Raw genomic sequence first — 18348 nt, forward strand, 5'->3', positions numbered from 1 at the left:
TTTTTATAAGCCTAACACATCTTTCATACTATAAACTCCGGTTTTGTCTTTTAACCATTCGGCTGCTACAACAGCACCCAACGCAAAACCATTACGATTATGTGCTGTATGTTTAATTTCTATATCATCGACAAGAGAAGAGTATGTTATAGTATGAGTACCGGGAACTTTATCAATTCTTTTTGCAACAATTGGGATGGTATTTTCATCACCTTCATCCAGTTGCCATGCTTTTTTATCTGTATTTTGAATAACTCCTTCTGCTAGTGTTATTGCAGTACCACTTGGGGCGTCTAGTTTTTCGGTATGATGAATCTCTTCCATAGCTATAGTATACCCTTCTAAAGGATTCATCATCTTGGCAAGTTTTTTATTAAGTTCAAAAAATAAATTTACGCCCAAACTATAATTCGAAGCATAAATAAAACTCCCCTTTTTTTCGTTACATAACTTAAGAATATTATCATAATGATCTAGCCACCCTGTTGTTCCAGAGACTACAGGAACATTTGCATTAAAACAATTGGTAATATTATTTACTGCTGCACCAGGAATACTAAAATCTATAGCTACATCGGCTTCAGAAAGATCATATGTGGTATCATCTTTATCTACTTTAAGTACTATGGTATGGCCTCTTTCTATTGCAATCTTTTCTATGGTTTTACCCATTTTTCCATATCCTAGTAGTGCGATTTTCATATTTTGGTTGATATTAATTCACTAAGCTTTTAAGGATTAGTATTGCTTAAAAACTATAGTTGAGTGATACACCATAATTTGGTCTGGTATCAAACTCGTTAAAATTTATTTTTGGTTTGAACGAGAGGTCTTCGGTTACATTATATTGTAGTAAGTGAGCCGTAACATTTGCATCTACAATATTTAGAAGATAAACTCCTACCGTTATTAATAGAGATAGCTCTTTATCACGACGAAAACGTTCTTGTAATGATATTAACTGATCATTTGTTATGTTCGGAAATTCATCATCGGTAAAACCTGCCAGTCTACGTTTGTATATATCTCGAAAGCGATTATACTTATTGTTATTATCTATATAAAAATAAATACCTGTCCCTAAAGCTGCATATACGATAGGTACTTTCCAATATTTTTTGGTGTATGCTTGCCCTAATCCTGGTAGAACTGCAGAATAAAATGCCGCCCTGGCTGGAGCCAAAGGCTCATAAGGACGTACTTTCCTTTCCCTTTTTTTCTTTTTTACAGGAACTTCTTCTGTAATAACTTTTAATTCTTCATTTTCTTGAGAAAGAACATTTTGAATAGAAAGTAGTACAAAAAAAATAATATAAAAGAATTTAATCTTCACTATTTATAAGTTTCTTTAAGCGTTTAAAATCTTCTTCGGAAGAAAATGGTATAATAAGTTTTCCACTTCCTTTACCAGAAACTTTTATATCAATTTTTGCGCCAAAATAATCTGAGAATTCTTTAACCCCTTTGGCAATGTGTTTTGGTAACTGATTATTAGTAGAAGAAGCCTTGGTATTTGGAGTATCTTCTGTATTGTCATTAAGAGATCTAACTATTTTTTCGGTATCACGAACAGATAATGATTTCCCTATAATAGTTTCATATATATCCAGTTGCTGTTGCTGATCTTCTATATTTATTAAAGCACGACCATGCCCCATAGATATAAAACCATCACGCATACCTGTTTGTACAATAGGGTCTAGTTTTAGTAATCTTAGATAATTAGCTATGGTAGATCTTTTTTTCCCTACTCTATCACTTAATTGCTCTTGTGTTAAACTAATCTCATCGATAAGACGTTGATACGATAAGGCAATTTCAATAGGGTCTAAATCCTGTCGTTGAATATTCTCTACCAATGCCATTGTTAATGACTCCTGATCATTGGCAATACGAATATATGCAGGTATTTTCTTTAATCCAGCTAATTTTGAAGCTCGAAAACGACGTTCCCCACTTACTAACTGATAATTGTCAAAATCTAATTTACGAACTGTGATAGGTTGTATAACGCCAACTTCTTTTATAGAAGTTGCAAGTTCTCGTAGTGTTTCATCATTAAAACTAGTACGGGGTTGAAATGGATTTACATCTATACTATCCAGATCTAATTCTATGATATTACCAACTACTTTATCGGCATTTTTATCTTCTACCGATTTTATGTCATTTTCGGGATCTTTTAATAGTGCCGATAATCCTCTTCCTAATGCCTGCTTTTTGGTTGCCTTCGCCATGAATCCTTAACTATTTTTCTTAATAATTTCGTGTGCCAAACTTAAGTAATTACTGGCACCTTTACTAGAAGCATCATAATTAATTATGCTTTCACCGTAACTTGGCGCCTCACTTAAACGGATATTCCTCTGAATTATAGTTTTAAACACCATTTCATTAAAGTGTTTTTGAACTTCTTCTACTACCTGATTAGATAATCTTAATCTAGAATCATACATCGTTAGTAATAATCCTTCGATATCCAAATTTTTATTATGGATTTTTTGTACGCTTTTTACTGTATTTAAAAGTTTTCCGAGCCCTTCTAATGCAAAATACTCACATTGAATAGGAATCATTACCGAATCAGCAGCGGTTAACGCATTTAGAGTTAACAAGCCGAGAGAAGGTGCACAATCAATAAGGATATAGTCATATTTTGACTTTAACCCTTCAATTGCTTTTTTCATCATATACTCACGTTGATCTTTATCAACAAGCTCTATTTCTATTGCAACCAAGTCGATATGTGCTGGGATAATATGCACATTAGGAGAATTGGTTTCTAAAATAGCATCTTCAGAATTTATAGTATGTTCCAGAATTTGATACGTCCCTTTTTCAATACTTTCAACATCTAGTCCTAGTCCAGAAGTCGCATTGGCCTGTGGATCTGCATCGATCAGGAGTACTTTTTTCTCTAAAACACCTAGAGAAGCTGCTAAGTTTACAGAGGTGGTTGTTTTACCTACACCACCTTTTTGATTTGCAATTGCTATTATTTTACCCATAAGGGGAGATTTGGATTTATAGCGATAAAAATACAATTTATTATATATTATAAAAATGAAAAATGTTAACAGTAGGAAATAAAAAAGACCATCCCCCTTTAAGGATGGTCTAACGTACTTCTATTATTGTTAATAAATACTTATTTATTTTTTTTTGCTCTAATCATTGCTTCTAGTTGATCCCACATTTCTTCAGGGATTTGTTCAAGAAGATTAAATTGCCCAGCTCCTTTTAGCCATTCACCACCATCTAGTGTAACGACTTCACCATTAACATAGGCAGAAAAGTCTGATACCAGATAAGCTGCAAGATTAGCAAGTTCCTGGTGATCTCCTACACGAGCCAAAGGTACCTGTTTTGCCATATCAATTTTGTCTTTTAAATCTCCTGGTAAAAGGCGATCCCATGCTCCTTTTGTAGGAAAAGGACCCGGAGCGATCGCATTAAAACGCATCCCGTATTTTGCCCATTCTACAGCTAATGATCTGGTCATTGCTAGAACTCCTGCTTTTGCCGTAGCACTAGGTACCACATATGCAGAACCTGTCCAGGCATATGTCGTTACGATATTTAAAACAACGGTATTTTTATACTTGTTTTCAATCCAGTGTTTTCCGAAAGCAAGTGTACAGTTTTTAGTCCCTTTTAATACAATATCAATAATGATATCAAAAGCACGATGTGATAAACGTTCTGTAGGAGAAATAAAATTCCCAGCAGCATTATTAAGTAACACATCTACCGAACCAAAAGCTTCAAGAACCTGATCTCTCATTGCCTCTACTTGATCGTATTCTCTAACATCACATTGCACCGGTAGACAGGTACCACCTGTTTCTGATTCTAATTCTTTGGCTGTGTTTTGCAATTTTTCTAAATTACGTGAAGTAATGGCTACATTGGCTCCAAGTTCTAGGAAATATCTCGTCATAGATTTCCCTAATCCACTACCTCCGCCGGTAACAACAATATTTTTTCCTTTTAGCGCTCCATCACGAAGCATTTTATCTTTATAATTCATAATATGTATCAGTATTCTGCTAAGATAACAAGTTATAATTATAAACTATGCATGCATAGTTTATTTTTGTTGTCTTTTTAATGTTTAGCTAAAATACTATTAATTATGATGCTTAAAGTAGTAGGAGATTAAAAAATAATTATCTAATTATGTGATTATCTATAAGGAGGTAACAAAATCATTTATCATACTTAGATAATATGGCCTAATTATTTTTGTGTATTTTTATAAAAATACTACCACTGTTTTGGCCTGTATGATATGGGAAATGGGATATATTATTGAAATTATGATTATAAAAGTGAAAGAAGTATTACTATGTACAACAGCATTGTATAATGTTGATTTTAATAACAAAATTATTTTTAAAAAGCATTTAATTTTTAACCTCTTATTTCTTACCACCATCCTAGGGAGTTATACTTCTGCTTTTGGGCAATCCAGATCAAATCCAAAGGAAATTTCGGGATATGTAACTTATAATGATTCTCCTCTAGAAAATGTAAGCGTCGTAGTAAAAAATACCGATGTAAAAACAACTACAAATAAAAAAGGATATTATAAAATTAAAGCTGCCGAGAAAGAAATTATACGGTTTTCTTCTGTTGGTATGAAACCAGTTGAGATTATTGTTGAAGACGTAACCAAACGTCTTGATATTACTATGGTAGATGAGTTAAATGAACTTGGAGAAGTAGTAGTTAAGACCAATAAAAAGAAGAATCGTTATGGAGAAGAAGAAGAATCTACAATAACCACTTCTTATGGAAAAATCAATAAAAAAAGTGTCTCTTATGGAAGAATAAAAAAGATTAGAGGAAAAGAACTTACTGTTCAGGGAACCAGTTTAATTGAGACATTAAGTGGTATTGTAAAATATCTAAGTATTGAAAAAGGCAGAGTGAGAATCGTACCAAATTTGTCTATTTCAAGCCCTGAAGAAAGTTTAGCTATTTGGGATATCGATGGTACTGTATATGAATACCCTCCCAATCTGGCAGTAGGTGATATTGATAAAGTTACTGTAATAAAATCAGTATCCGGAACTACAAAATATGGTATGCGAGGATCGGGAGGTGTAATTGTTGTAAGAACCATAGGTGCTAAGACTAAAAAACAAAAGAGAAGCAAAAAAGGAAGAAAGAAAAAAGGCAAGCAAAATAGCTATGGTAATGGCGCTGTACCTTATACTGCGGTAGAATCTAAGACTCCTTATCTGGCTATACTTGATACTGTTTCTGGTAATAAGAGAATCTATAAATCTTATCAGGGACTTTCTTCTAATTACTCAGAAGCTCCCAGCTTTTACCTGGATGTCTCTGAATATTTTAAAACAGTAAAAAATAATGATTCACTATCATTACAGGTACTATCTGATGCTCAAGATATTTTTAAGAAAGATCCAGAAGCATTGAAAGCTATCGCATATGCATATCAAGAACGTGGTTTGTATCCAAAAGCTGTTGATGTGTATGCCAAACTAGTAGAATTGAGACCATCTTATGCACAGTCATATAGGGATCTGGCAAATGCTTATACAGAGAATAAGCAACATAAAAAAGCCTGGAATATGTATCTCCAATATTTACGAAAAGGTAATTATATACTAGAAGAAGGGATTGAAAAAGTAGTATATAGTGAGATGGCATATTTATATACCCTAAAAAAGGGAGCAGCAGGTATTACAGAAAATGCAGAGATTAAAGGGTTAGGTTTGCAGAATTCGAAAAGCGATATTCGCCTGGTATTTGAATGGAACACTTCTGAAGCAGAGTTTGCCATAGAATTTGTTGATCCCCAATCTAGAGCATTTAATTTTGAGCATTCTCAGGAAAAGGATGGTAACCGTATTAAGGATGAAAAGCAAAGAGGATATTCTTCTAATGAGTTTTACCTTTACGATTTAACCGAAGGGAATTGGTTTATCAATATAACATATTTTGGAAATAAAAAGAATACACCTTCTTATGTAAAAGCTTCGGTATATAGAAACTGGGGTAAGATCAATCAAACTAAAGAGGTTAAACTTTTTAAACTCAAAAGACAGAATTATAAAATGGGACTATTAAAATTGAACTCAAAACTATCCAATTCAGACTATTAATTGCTCGAATAGTTAATAAAAACATAAAAATTACTGATTGTCTTCTCTAACTATAAGTACGGCAAAATCTTTGTGGAGTTATAAAATGAATTAAAATCAAATTCGTAATAACCTTTGATAGGGTTAGTTTTTCTCATTTAATTCTACTTATAATGTCAATAAAAAATCACTCGTTTTTTTGGATCATTTTAATGATGACTACTATAGGAAATTCCTCCTTCCTTTTTGCTCAGTCTAAATCGAATATTAATAAAATCTACGGATACGTTACTTCAAATAGTATTCCGTTAAAGAATGTAAATGTTTCAATACAAGGAAAGAGTAGGAGAACGATTACAGATGAAAAAGGATATTACTATATAGAGGCATCAGAAAAAGAAGTCATTCACTTTTCTTTTGTTGGAAAAAAACCAGTAGAAGTTATTGTAGAGGATGTTACCCAATTCCTTAATATAAAGATGATTGATGGTGTTAATACACTAGATGAGGTATTGGTTCAAACTAATAGTCAAGAGAAACGCTCTGTAAAGAATAACACCAAATTATCTAAACTAAAAACAGCTTATGGAGAAATTGATCTAAGAAGTTCACCATTTGCTTCTAAAATTGTAAAAGGAGAAGATCTTAATACAGGAGCTATTGATTTGATAGAAGCAATAAGAGGACGTATTCCAATTTATGGTGTTACCTATCAAGGTTCGGATCCTGTTGGTAACGAAGGTGTAACGGTTGGGCATGGCAAAAAAAGAGTGAGAATATTACCCAGAGTATATACTATGTTTAATGAAGGAAGCGGATTAGCAATTTGGGATGTTGACGGCTTTGTTTATGAAGAAGCACCTCATGTTGATTTGAATGATATTGCATATGTAGCCGTGCTTAGATCTGTAGGAGCAAGAACAAAATACGGAACGAGAGGAGCGGGAGGAGTTATTGTTGTTATAACAAAGAGTTCTATGGTACATAAAACACTTAAAACAAAATTAGGAACGAATGAAAATCAATATCAAAATAATGCCTTTCCTTATGTAGAAAAGAAATCTAATGCTATAGATGTTATTATAGAAAAATCAAATTCGATTACAAGCGAAAAAAAACTATATGATACCTATAAAACCTTATCAGAAGAATATCAGGATTCGCCAAGTTTTTATCTTGATATAGCTAATTACTTTAGACAGGAAAAAGAAAGTAATAAGCTTTCCTTGTTAGTGCTATCGGATATGGAAAAGATGTTTAATAAAAATGCAGAAGCGCTTAAAGCTCTCGCATACACATACCAGAAACTAGGAGAGAAATCGAAAGCTTTGAGTATCTATAATAAGATAATTTATTTAAGACCATCTTATGCACAATCATTTCGTGATCTAGCGAATGCTTATTCTGAAAATGAGGAATATGAGAATGCATGGGATATGTATATGAGATATTTGCGCAGAGGTTTTAAATTAGAAGAAAAAGGTATAGAGCAAGTTGTTTATAATGAAATGAAATACTTGTATACACAAAAAAAAGAGATAGCAAAAATTAGAGAAACTTTTAAGATTAATGAGGGAGAAGAAGAAACTGCAACTAGTGATATTCGTGTTGTTTTTGAATGGAATACTTCTGAGGCAGAATTTTTGTTAGAATTTGTTGATCCGCAATTAAACTCTTTTGTTTATGAACATTCCTGGGCAACGAATAGTGATCGCATTTCAGATGGAAAACTAAAAGGATATTCTTCGAATGAGTTTTTTATTTATGATTTAAATAGGGGAGAGTGGCTTATAAATATCACTTATTTAGGGAACAAAAAATATGTTCCCACATATTTAAAAGCAACAGTTTATAAGAATTGGGGAAGAGAAAATCAAACAAGTAATATAAAGCTATTCAAGCTTAATAGTTATAATTACAAAATGCAATTGTTGAAGTTTGGTTCGCTATTTAGATAAATATCAACTTCAATTAGTTATGCTACTTAAATACAGAAATTAAAATCTCTAGGATGGTAATTGCTGCATCACTTATTTTTGTTCCGGGTCCAAAGATGGCAACTGCTCCAGCTTCAAAGAGAACATCATAATCATCTGGTGGAATTACACCGCCAACAATAACCATTATATCTTCTCTTCCATATTTTTTAAGCTCTTCTACGATTTGAGGAACCAGAGTTTTGTGTCCTCCTGCAAGTGAAGATACTCCTACAATATGTACATCATTTTCTACAGCTTGTTTTGCGGCTTCAACCGGGGTTTGAAATAGCGGACCAATATCTACATCAAAACCTACATCTGCATAACTGGTTGCAACCACTTTTGCACCACGATCATGCCCATCTTGTCCCATTTTGGCAATCATAATCCTTGGTCTTCTTCCTTCTAATTTGGCATATTGATTTGCTAATTCTCTCGCTTTATTAAAAGAAGCATCATCTTTTATTTCTTTTGCATACACTCCTGTAAATGATTTGATTTCTGCTTTATATCTCCCGAATTCTTTTTCTAAGGCATCACTGATCTCTCCTAAAGTAGCTCTCAGTCTTGCTGCTTCTACGGCTAAAGCTAACAAATTTTGATGTTCATTAGTCGCTGCTACAGTTAAATTTTTCAACGCATCTTGTACAGCCTGCTCGTCTCTCGAAGCTTTTACTTTGTTAAGCCCTTCTATTTGCTGGGCTCGTACCGCTTGATTATCTACTTTTAAAGTACTAATAGCCTCTTCTTCTTCTAATTTAAACTTATTAACTCCTATGATTACATCTTGTTCGCTATCGATTCTGGCTTGTTTACGTGCGGCAGCTTCTTCTATTCTCATTTTTGGAATTCCTGCTTCAATAGCCTTGGTCATTCCTCCTAGTTCTTCTACTTCTTCAATAAGTTTCCAAGCTTTTTCAGCAATATCATTAGTTAGAGATTCTACATAATAACTTCCTGCCCATGGATCAACCGTTCGGGTAATTTGAGTTTCTTCTTGTAGATATATTTGTGTATTTCTGGCAATTCTTGCAGAAAAATCTGTTGGTAATGCAATGGCTTCATCGAGCGCATTGGTATGTAAACTTTGTGTTCCACCAAAAGCAGCAGCACTTGCTTCTATGCATGTACGAGCGACATTATTAAATGGATCTTGTGCGGTAAGACTCCATCCACTGGTTTGACAATGGGTACGGAGCATTAAAGATTTTGGGTTTTTTGGATTAAACTGCTTGATCAATTTGGCCCATAGCATACGCGCAGCACGCATTTTAGCAATTTCCATAAAATGATTCATGCCAATTGCCCAAAAGAAAGAAAGACGCGGTGCAAATGAATCGACATCCATACCAGCTTCGATTCCCTTTCTAATATACTCCAATCCATCGGCTAATGTGTAAGCTAATTCGATATCACAGGTAGCGCCTGCTTCCTGCATGTGGTATCCAGAGATACTTATAGGATTAAATTTTGGCATATTCTTAGAACAATATTTAAAAATATCACCAATAATTCGCATAGATGGAGTAGGAGGGTATACATAAGTATTACGTACCATGAACTCTTTTAAGATATCATTTTGGATGGTTCCGGAGAGTAAATTTTTATCTACACCTTGTTCTTCTGCAGCTACAATATAAAATGCCATAATAGGCAAAACAGCTCCATTCATAGTCATAGAAACAGACATTTTATCGAGTGGAATCTGATCAAATAGAACTTTCATGTCTTCTACTGTGTCGATCGCTACTCCTGCCATACCTACATCACCAAAAACACGTTCATGATCACTGTCATATCCACGATGTGTAGCCAGATCAAAAGCTACAGATAGTCCTTTTTGTCCTGCAGCAAGGTTTCTGCGATAAAAAGCATTACTTTCTTCTGCTGTAGAGAACCCAGCATATTGCCGTATTGTCCAAGGTCTACGAACATACATTGTTGAGTATGGGCCCCGTAAATAGGGAGGAATTCCGGCAGAAAAATCAAGATGATCTAGATCTTTAATGTCTTCTTTTTCGTAAAAAGATTTTATATCAACTCCCTCTGAAGTAGTAAATGTAGAAATTTGCTGCTGTCTATTAGGAATAGCTTCTTTTGGTAATTGGATATGGTGTACGTCTTTTCTATTCATTACTCAAAGCCTCATTTTTATAAATGATAAATTAACAAGGCTATAAAATTAAGGTTTTAAAAACGATTTTTATTAAAAAAAAACGGTTTCAAGTTTAAGTTTTTTGAGAATAGTGTAAAAATTACTTAAACGCCTTTTCGATAACCATTAAGATAGAGTAGTATACATCAAAGGCTATAAAGTTTTTTATTTCTATTGCACAAAACTCTTTATCAGGAATATAATAGATTCTTTGCGAGATTAATGATGTGCTTACATTACCATCCTCCTCGAGAGTAGAGACAATATCTTTAAAGTCATCACTATCACTTGTGTTTTTAAGACATTGAATAAACCCGCCTCTATAATTGAAAATTAAGATTTCTTCTCCGTTTTTTTTAGTTGTGGTAGGTGTAGATTTTTTTATAGCTTCTTGATTTTCGTATTCGCTTAATCTGATCCAAAGAGAGTTTTTATTATTGGCAATTTTTTTGAATTCTCGAGCGAGCTTAATAGAGTTATCAGAGGGAAGTTTTCTTAAGTCAAGAGATAAACTAGCAACCTCGGCTAAGAAAGTTCTGTAAGTTTTTATAGAGTCTGTACCAAATTTATAATGTGTAAATAAGTCATTCTCAAAAGAGTCGTATGCTTTTTTTATAATACCGGTTTCATCTACACTAAGGCAGTCATAACCAGACTGAGAATAAGTCACCTTTATGCATACCAATAAAGTTATGACTATAATTCTAGATCTAATCTTAAGGGGCATTGATTTAGATTTAGTAATGTTAATGTATAGACTAAAATTTTATAATTCAGTCGGGAAGTTAACAATAAGTTGGCAAATATTAACGTTTTATTGTGTTTTTTTCTTAAATCCGAAATTATTGTCATTGTTTTTTATGAAATCAATGATGCTGTAAATAGAGTATAGGACTTTAAAATACTTATATGTAGAGGTATTATATTTCCTTTTAGGTAATTACCCAAATGCTTTCTCTATGACCAATAAAATAGAATAATAGATATCAAAAGCGATGAAACTTTTTACTTCGCGGGTGTTAAATTCTTCCTTTGGTAAATCGTGTAATCTTTGTGCTATTAGAGAAGGGCTTATATTACCATCAAGCTCTAAAGTAGTTACAATATCCTTAAACCCTTCACTATTACTATTGTTTTTTAAGCATTGAATAAACCCACCACGATAATTAAATGTCAAAACTTCTTCTTCTTGACTTGTCTTCGGGGTAGAAGTATTTTTTGAGGCAACCATTTCTTCATCATATTGACTTAGTAAGACCCAAAGAGAGTTTCTATCGGTAGCTTTTTTCTTATATACACGAGCTAATTGTATAGAGTTCTTAGAAGGAAGTTCTCTTAGGTTTATAGATAGATTATATACTTCATTAAGAAACGTTTGATACGTTCTTACAGTGTCGTTGTTAAATTTATAATAATGAAATAAATCTTTTTCGAAAGAATCAAAAGATTGTTTTAGTAGTCCTTGATTGTCAATATTGAGGCAGTCAAAATTTTGTTCAGTGGTTTGAGTATTACCTGTAGTACATATAAATAGAACTAAAAAAAATAATACAACCATATATTTAATCTTTAGGGGCATGAGATTAATATTTAGTTATAATGAGTGTTTCTTACTTGTAAAGTACGAAAAACTAACGACTTATACTATGTCTTTATGGTTTTTCTTTCTATTTCTAGAGACAATCTTTTTGTTATTATTGGAGGTAAAAGTGTTTTTCGAACTCTTTTTTCTGGAAATACTGATTTCTGAAATTCAGGAATATGTTCTTCGGGGTTTTGATATTTATTGGTTCCGGTTAGTATAATTTTTTGATTATCGAATAGCTCTTGCTCTTTTTCGGCACTTTCTTTTATTTTTTTCTGAATAATTCCAGATTTTAATTGCTTCAAGAAACCGCCGTTTTCTTCTATATTTTTAAATAGTGATAATGCCTTATCTGCTATTTGTTGTGTTAAACTCTCAATGTAATAAGATCCCGAAGCAGGGTTAGTAACCAAATCAAAGTAGCTTTCGTTTTTTAGCACCAAAAGTTGATTTAAAGAAATTCTTGTTCCAAAATCATTTTCAAGATGATAAATATCATCATATGGTAAATTTTGAATGGTATCAGCACCGCCTAATACTGCACTCATACATTCTGTAGTAGTACGTAGCATGTTTACGTTATAATCCAGGATGGTCTTGTTTCTGTATGATGGATATGCCAAAATATGACACTCTGTTGTAGCGTTATATGTTGGTGCCAACGTGCTCCATAATAATCTAAGTGCTCTTAGTTTAGCAATTTCAAAAAAGTAATTACCACCTACTGCAACTTTAAAAACTACAGGCGCTTTTTCTAAACATGTACTTGATGCATTTTCAAAATGATTTAAATATTCATTAGCATGAGCTAACCCATACGCTAATTGTTGTACCATTGTAGCGCCAGCATTTTGATATAATCCTATATCGATACTAATATTATTTTTAAGATGATCATTTTTAATGATTTGTTCTAATGCTATATGATCTTCTTGTAGCGTTTTATACCAGTTTCCGGTACTCGCCAGGTTATTAATAATATCGGTTAAAATATAGATGTTTAGACTAACTTCTTTAGCAATATGATTTAGTTGCTGAATATAAGAAGGAGAAAGAAATTTAGTTTCTATAAAAACAGAAGTAGTAGCAGTAATATGTTCTAAAAGGCTTTTTGGATCAATATCTTCTTCTGAGATTACAAAATGAATACTTTCGGCACCTTTTTTAATAGCCTCAAGTGCTTTTTGATTACCAATAATTGCTGAATTGACTACTATTTTCACACAATTCTTCCAAGTAGAAGGATGCGATATAGAACTGTTTTCTATAGTATCTTCCTGATTGTAAAAAGGCTTTATGTCAATACCTTCTAAAGATTTATAAATCAATGCTTCATTATAATCTGCACCTTTGAGATCAAATTGAATTTTTTGTTTCCATTGTTTTGCAGAAACTGTTTCAAAACTATCGAATAGGGATTTAGTCATCTTTTTTGTTTTTTGGCACACTATCTTCATACTCGATAATGTATATTTCTTCATTATCTCGCTTCATGAAATATTCTTCTCTCGCGAATTTTTCAAGCTCGCTACTGTCTTTTAATACCTTAATATCTTTCTGATCTTTTACAATCTCCTTCATATAGTATTCTTTATTATCTTCAAGCTCCTGGATCTCTTCATCTAACTCTCTGTGAATCAACCAGGAATTAGTATCAAAAAACAGCATCCAAACTATAAATAACAGAATAATGAGTACATATTTATTTAAAAATATGGCAAATATCGGGATCAACGCCGGTTTATTTTTTAGTTTTTGAAAATATTGTTTTAGCTTCAATCTAATTGAGAATAATATTTGTTGTAAAGGTACAAAAGTTAATTCAAGCGTTCTTTGATAATGGTACGTACAATATCAATAGCTACATTATTATAGTTGTTGTTGGGTATAATAAGATCGGCAAATTCTTTGGTTGGATCAATGAATTGTTGATGCATAGGTTTTAAAGTGTTTTGGTATCGATCCAAAACTTCATCCATGTCACGTCCGCGTTCTGCAATATCTCTTTTTAATCTTCGTATTAAGCGTTCATCACTATCGGTTTGTACATATATTTTGATATCAAACATCTCCCGTATTTTTGGGTTAGTAAGTATCAAAATTCCTTCAACGATGATTACTTTACTTGGTGCCGTACTAACAGTTTCACTCGTACGATTATGCTCTACAAAAGAGTATACGGGTTGCGCTATTGTTTCTCCTTTTCTAAGTGCAGCCAAATGTTGACCTAATAACTCAAAATCTATAGATTGTGGATGATCAAAATTTATTTTAACTCGTTCTTCGTAAGTGAGATGACTTGTATCTTTATAATATGAGTCTTGTGATATGACACATACTTCATTCTCTGGTAATTCATTTACAATTTGATTCACAACAGTAGTTTTACCACACCCTGTTCCTCCGGCGATACCGATAATTAGCATTTCTGATTTTTTTTGACAAATTTAAAGATTGTTTTTGAGTAATCGTATATCAAAACTTCTATAGTCGTAAAAGTTATAATATACCTTTTATTAGATCATAGTAATATACAATAGATTTTTACCACGGATGGTAAGAAACTCCTGCAGAAGAATTTTTCCTTGCTCCCGTAACAGATTGAAGGCAATTTACTTCATTTCGCTCTCTAAGTACGCCCATAAATGCAAAGATCAATGCTTCTTTAAAATCAATAATCTCTTCTGAAGGAATTACTACAGTCGCAAAGCCATCTAATTTTTGTTGCAATAGTTCGATAAGAAAATCATTTTTCGCACCACCACCGGTTACCAGTATAGTACTGTTTTTATGCTTAGTTTTTTTAATTGCATCTGCTATTTGAGTTGTAATATGATGAACCGCTGTATGTAAAAGATTTTCTGCAGAATCCTGATTATGAACTATAATAGGAATCATTTCTTCGGTAAACCATTCGTATCCCAAAGATTTTGGAAACGGAAGCGTGTAATACGACAGATTATTTAAAGTATCTAGTAAAGTTGGATTTAAAATACCCGTTTTTGCGATTTCTCCACCTTTATCATATACTTTATCTATAGTCGAACAGATAAAATTAAGTAACATATTGGCAGGCGAAATATCATAAGCAATTCTTTTTTTATCATTATTAAAAGAGATATTACTAATCCCACCAAGATTAAGACAAAAATCATATTGACCAAATAACAATTGATCGCCTATAGGAACCAGAGGAGCTCCTTGGCCACCCAAAGCAACATCGTTGGTTCTAAAATCACAGATTACTTTTTGCCCACATGCATTGGCCAGATGTTGTCCAGATCCTATTTGATATGTCAACCCAATCTCGGGTTGATGAAAAACAGTGTGACCATGACTGGCAACAAAATCTATATAAATATTATTTTTAGTTATAAATTTTTTAACCTGATTGCCTAACCAACTTCCATATTCGTTATGAAAAGCCAATAAAGCTGTAGGTTCGAGATGTACTGTATTTTTTAATTGTTCTTTAAACGTAATATCATAATCAATGCTATCAGTATTCGTAATAGAGAATTTCCAGGTATCATTTTTCTTTTTAAATGTACAACAGGCAATATCCAATCCATCTAGAGAGGTTCCAGACATTAAACCGATCACGGTGTATTCATTTTTAATCGAATTCATACCTTTTTATATTGAAAGTTGTACAGGCGATAGACCAATGGCTTTATGTTGCCCAAGAAAGTGCTTGGCTGCAATTTCTTGAAAAGTTTTAAAATCTTGATATATAAGTATTATGTTACTTATATCCTTAGTTGGTAATACTCTCAAAACATATGGGTTACCAAACAAATATAAAGTTACATTTTTTGTCTTACTTAGTTTTTCTATAGTTTGCTGCGTTTTTGGATCTATACCAAACTCATGCATGGGTTTTATTGAAGGAGGAAATAATGCTATAAGAATGTTATTGCTAGAAATGGTAGTAGAGAAAGGCAGAGTATATCTCATTTTGGTAAACTGTTTTGACCTACTAATTTCTTCAAAAAAAGTACAGTCTTCGCTATTTCCTATTACTACAGCTTCAAAATCTTGGATATTAAATTTTTCAAAACTTTCTTTATCCAATTTATAATGGGTAAGGGATGCTTTGGCGATGCTATTATTTAAAGAAATAGCTTTTTTAGAATCAAAAGTAGGATTCGAGATATTTTTTTTAAATGTATCTTTTTTCAGTTTTTGAACTCTTGTAAAACTTTCTTCAATTTGCTGGTCAGTTGCATTTTTTTCTATGGTACGAATACCTTCTGCTACATGTTCTGCAAAACATAGAATATCATTACCAGCATCAAATGCTTTCCACTCTAACATTCCTTTTTCGGGATATAACTTAGAAACACTATGCATATTAAGGGCGTCAGAAATAACAGCACCTTCAAAACCTAATTCATTTCTTAATATTCCTTTAATAATATCTTTTGACAAAGTAGCTGATATATCTTTTCCGTTCGTTAAAGAAGGTACGGCCAGATGCCCGATCAAAATACTATCAATTCCCGATGCTATTGCTTTTATAAATGGATACAGTTCTTCATCAAATAATTCTTGTCGAGATTTGGAGATTACCGGAAGTCCAAGATGCGAATCTACAGCGGTATCTCCATGTCCTGGGAAATGCTTAAAACAACCTAGTACTCCTGAAGCTTTAAGCCCTTTGTATAATGCCAAAGATTTAAGAGTAACCTGTTCTTTGTTTTCACCAAAAGAGCGATAACCAATTACAGGGTTATTGGGATTGACATTAATATCGGCCACTGGAGCTAAATTAAGATGAATTCCTATACTTTTAAGATCATTTCCTATGTATTTCCCTACTTCAGTAATCAAATTTGACTGATCCTCGGGGATCGCTCCTAATGTTATAGCATAAGGATATTGAGGAGTATTCTCGACTCGCATAGCCAAACCCCATTCTGCATCAATACTAATGAGTAGTGGAGTAGGAGCGATGTTTTGATAATGTGTTATAAGTTCTGCAAGTCGCTTAGCACTATTTTCATTTCGAATAACTTTTTTCTTACCTTCAAAATTAGTAGCAGCACTAGCTCTACTATGAAAAAAGGTAAGTCCTCCTACTTTGTAATCTAGTATTAATTTTTCAACTTCTTTTATTTCCTGATCTGTATCGTTAATAAATGCAGCAGGAAAGAAAAACTGACCAATTTTTTCGGTTTTAGAAAGGTTGGATAGATTCATTATTCGTATTAATTTAATTTTTGTCTTTCTTTCCGTAGGTAGCAGGATATTGAATGTATCGAGTAAGGATAATACCAGGAATTGCAGCAATGGCAACCCAAATAAAGAATCCGGTATATCCAAGAATCTCTTGGATGAAACCACTAATCATACCGGGTAGCATCATACCCAGTGCCATAAATCCTGTTGCGATTGCATAATGAGAAGTTTTAGAAACACCTTCTGCTACATAAATCAAAAACATGAGATAAGCAGCAAACCCAAATCCGTATCCGAATTGCTCTATAATAACAACCAATGTAGCATATACCACAGAAGATGGTTGCCAGAAAGCTAATAGAACATACAGTATATTGGGTAGGTTTAAAGCCAAAATCATAGGAAGCATCCATTTTTTTAATCCATATACAGAAATAGCAATGCCTCCCAAAATTCCTCCTATAGTTAAGGCGATGATTCCGAACGTACCATAAATAGTACCTACCTCGGTAGTAGATAGTGCTAATCCACCAGCATCATTCTGATCTAATAAAAAGGGAGAAGCCATTTTTACCAATTGGGATTCTCCTAATCTGTAAAGAAGGATAAAGGCAAGAACAATACCAATTTGTTTTTTTTGAAAGAAGGTTTTAAAAACATCAAAGAAACGTATTGGTTTTTCTTTAGAAGCTCCAGTTTCATTTTCTACTTTTGGAGTTGCAAAAAGATTAATTACTGTTAATATGATCATGAAAATAGCAGTGATAATCATGGTATAGGACCATGCTTTTTGATTATTACCATAATGCTCTTCTAAAAAACCAGCAAGTACTACAATTAACCCTTGACCGGTTACCATAGCCAAACGATAAAATGTACTACGTACTCCTAAAAAAAAAGATTGTTTTTTTTGTGAAAGGCTAATAAGGTAAAAACCATCAGATGCAATATCGTTTGTGGCTGATGCAAATGCAGCGATCCAGAAACAAGAAAGACTAAGGATAAAGAAGTTATTGGTAGGAATCGTTAAACCTACTCCCAAAAATGCTATGGCAATAAGGAGTTGCATACCTAAAAACCAATTGCGTTTAGTACTTTTAATGTCTACAAATGGACTCCATAGCGGTTTTATAACCCAAGGGAGGTAAAGCCAACTGGTATACAAGCCAATATCGGCATTGCTAATTCCTAGTTTCTTATACATGATTACAGAAAACGTGATGATAATCACATATGGTAATCCTTCTGTAAAATATAGTGAAGGCACCCAGGCCCAGGCATTTTTGTCTTTGTTAGATTCTATCATGAATTGTTATTAAGGAAAGTAAGATACTT

General features: G+C 32.9%; 16 protein-coding genes. 2 read left to right on the forward strand and 14 right to left on the reverse strand.

The features are described 5' to 3' along the window. Window positions 1–3: 3 nt before the first annotated feature. The 5 genes from dapB to NNL09_RS14870 form a co-directional block, all read right to left on the reverse strand. Window positions 4–702, reverse strand: a complete 699-nt coding sequence (gene dapB / locus NNL09_RS14850; RefSeq protein WP_196909693.1) for a 4-hydroxy-tetrahydrodipicolinate reductase — start codon at window positions 700–702, stop codon at window positions 4–6. A gap of 46 nt (window positions 703–748) precedes the next feature. Then, window positions 749–1333 carry a DUF5683 domain-containing protein gene (locus NNL09_RS14855; protein WP_370540753.1) on the reverse strand — a complete coding sequence of 195 codons (585 nt, stop codon included), beginning with the start codon at window positions 1331–1333 and terminating at the stop codon, window positions 749–751. Further along, window positions 1323–2237: a ParB/RepB/Spo0J family partition protein gene (locus NNL09_RS14860; RefSeq protein ID WP_025666300.1), complete on the reverse strand. Its 915-nt coding sequence runs from the start codon at window positions 2235–2237 to the stop codon at window positions 1323–1325. Before NNL09_RS14860 ends, NNL09_RS14855 begins: the two co-directional genes overlap by 11 nt. Window positions 2238–2243: 6 nt before the next feature. After that, window positions 2244–3008 carry a ParA family protein gene (locus NNL09_RS14865; protein WP_025666301.1) on the reverse strand — a complete coding sequence of 255 codons (765 nt, stop codon included), beginning with the start codon at window positions 3006–3008 and terminating at the stop codon, window positions 2244–2246. Window positions 3009–3148: 140 nt separating this feature from the next. Beyond that, window positions 3149–4030 (reverse strand): SDR family oxidoreductase, encoded by an 882-nt coding sequence (locus NNL09_RS14870; RefSeq protein WP_025666302.1) that lies wholly within the window; start codon window positions 4028–4030, stop codon window positions 3149–3151. A 217-nt stretch (window positions 4031–4247) separates the two neighbouring features. On the opposite strand from NNL09_RS14870, the gene NNL09_RS14875 reads away from it, so the two are divergent. Together NNL09_RS14875 and NNL09_RS14880 are read left to right on the forward strand one after the other, a co-directional pair. Next, the gene (locus tag NNL09_RS14875; RefSeq protein WP_196909694.1) at window positions 4248–6134 is read left to right on the forward strand and encodes a carboxypeptidase-like regulatory domain-containing protein; all 1887 of its coding nucleotides are present in this window, start codon (window positions 4248–4250) and stop codon (window positions 6132–6134) included. Window positions 6135–6286: 152 nt separating this feature from the next. Continuing rightward, a complete protein-coding gene (locus tag NNL09_RS14880; protein ID WP_196909695.1) occupies window positions 6287–8071 on the forward strand; it encodes a carboxypeptidase-like regulatory domain-containing protein in 1785 nt (594 codons plus the stop codon). A 22-nt stretch (window positions 8072–8093) separates the two neighbouring features. On the opposite strand, the gene scpA is transcribed toward NNL09_RS14880, so the two are convergent. From scpA to NNL09_RS14925, 9 genes are all read right to left on the reverse strand, one after another. Continuing rightward, entirely contained in the window at window positions 8094–10226 is a 2133-nt protein-coding gene (gene scpA, locus NNL09_RS14885; protein WP_196909696.1) for a methylmalonyl-CoA mutase, read from the reverse strand. 121 nt (window positions 10227–10347) lie between these two features. Continuing rightward, complete coding sequence (locus tag NNL09_RS14890) at window positions 10348–10974, reverse strand: hypothetical protein (RefSeq protein WP_196909697.1); 627 nt, start codon at window positions 10972–10974, stop codon at window positions 10348–10350. 213 nt (window positions 10975–11187) lie between these two features. Next, window positions 11188–11826 (reverse strand): hypothetical protein, encoded by a 639-nt coding sequence (locus tag NNL09_RS14895; RefSeq protein ID WP_025666307.1) that lies wholly within the window; start codon window positions 11824–11826, stop codon window positions 11188–11190. 65 nt (window positions 11827–11891) lie between these two features. Continuing rightward, window positions 11892–13259: a methylmalonyl-CoA mutase subunit beta gene (locus tag NNL09_RS14900; RefSeq protein WP_196909698.1), complete on the reverse strand. Its 1368-nt coding sequence runs from the start codon at window positions 13257–13259 to the stop codon at window positions 11892–11894. Beyond that, a complete protein-coding gene (locus tag NNL09_RS14905; protein ID WP_051473670.1) occupies window positions 13252–13566 on the reverse strand; it encodes a septum formation initiator family protein in 315 nt (104 codons plus the stop codon). Before NNL09_RS14905 ends, NNL09_RS14900 begins: the two co-directional genes overlap by 8 nt. A gap of 83 nt (window positions 13567–13649) precedes the next feature. Continuing rightward, window positions 13650–14258, reverse strand: a complete 609-nt coding sequence (udk, locus tag NNL09_RS14910; protein ID WP_025666309.1) for a uridine kinase — start codon at window positions 14256–14258, stop codon at window positions 13650–13652. Between the two features lie 118 nt (window positions 14259–14376). Next, entirely contained in the window at window positions 14377–15462 is a 1086-nt protein-coding gene (locus NNL09_RS14915) for an anhydro-N-acetylmuramic acid kinase (protein WP_196909699.1), read from the reverse strand. A gap of 6 nt (window positions 15463–15468) precedes the next feature. After that, complete coding sequence (locus NNL09_RS14920; protein ID WP_196909700.1) at window positions 15469–17034, reverse strand: glycoside hydrolase family 3 protein; 1566 nt, start codon at window positions 17032–17034, stop codon at window positions 15469–15471. A gap of 13 nt (window positions 17035–17047) precedes the next feature. After that, window positions 17048–18319: an MFS transporter gene (locus NNL09_RS14925; protein WP_035096368.1), complete on the reverse strand. Its 1272-nt coding sequence runs from the start codon at window positions 18317–18319 to the stop codon at window positions 17048–17050. Window positions 18320–18348 lie beyond the last annotated feature (29 nt).

This window comes from Aquimarina sp. EL_43, from assembly GCF_943422735.1.
Classification (GTDB): Bacteria; Bacteroidota; Bacteroidia; order Flavobacteriales; family Flavobacteriaceae; genus Aquimarina; species Aquimarina megaterium.